Genomic DNA, 510 nt, shown 5'->3' with positions numbered 1-510 from the left:
CGTTAGAAGTTTGAGAGGAGCTGTCCTTAGTACGAGAGGACCGGGATGGACGCACCGCTGGTGCACCAGTTGTTCCGCCAGGAGCATAGCTGGGTAGCTACGTGCGGAAGGGATAAGTGCTGAAAGCATCTAAGCATGAAGCCCCCCTCAAGATGAGACTTCTCATCATTTTAAATGAGTAAGATCCCTCAGAGACGATGAGGTAGATAGGTTCGAGGTGGAAGCGTGGTGACACGTGCAGCTGACGAATACTAATCGATCGAGGACTTAACTAAAAACGAAAAGTGAAGGAAACCGCTTAGAAACGGCGGAATAAGTGAGAAAACCCGGAGTGGAGTGTACTTCTTCACGTAGGGATTTATCGCTTAGGCCATAGTTTCTGGTTTCTGTAGCTGGATCTGACTAGTAAGTCAACGCCAAAGTCCAAGCACTCCGGTGCTTGGCCGCATGAGATGTCTGGCAAGACATGTTTCTTATCTAGTTTTGAGGGTTCATTCAACTGAATTCTTG

Annotated in this window: 1 rRNA gene; it reads left to right on the top strand. The window is 48.0% G+C overall.

Annotated features, from left to right (window positions below):
- Positions 1-275: ribosomal RNA gene (locus tag CHH58_RS18045) — 23S ribosomal RNA — on the top strand; the annotation flags it as partial.
- Positions 276-510 lie beyond the last annotated feature (235 nt).

The organism is Terribacillus saccharophilus (assembly GCF_002272745.1).
Lineage (GTDB): Bacteria > Bacillota > Bacilli > Bacillales > Amphibacillaceae > Terribacillus > Terribacillus saccharophilus_B.
Note: the sequence above shows the minus strand (reverse complement) of the source record. Positions and strands in the feature narration are given on the sequence as shown.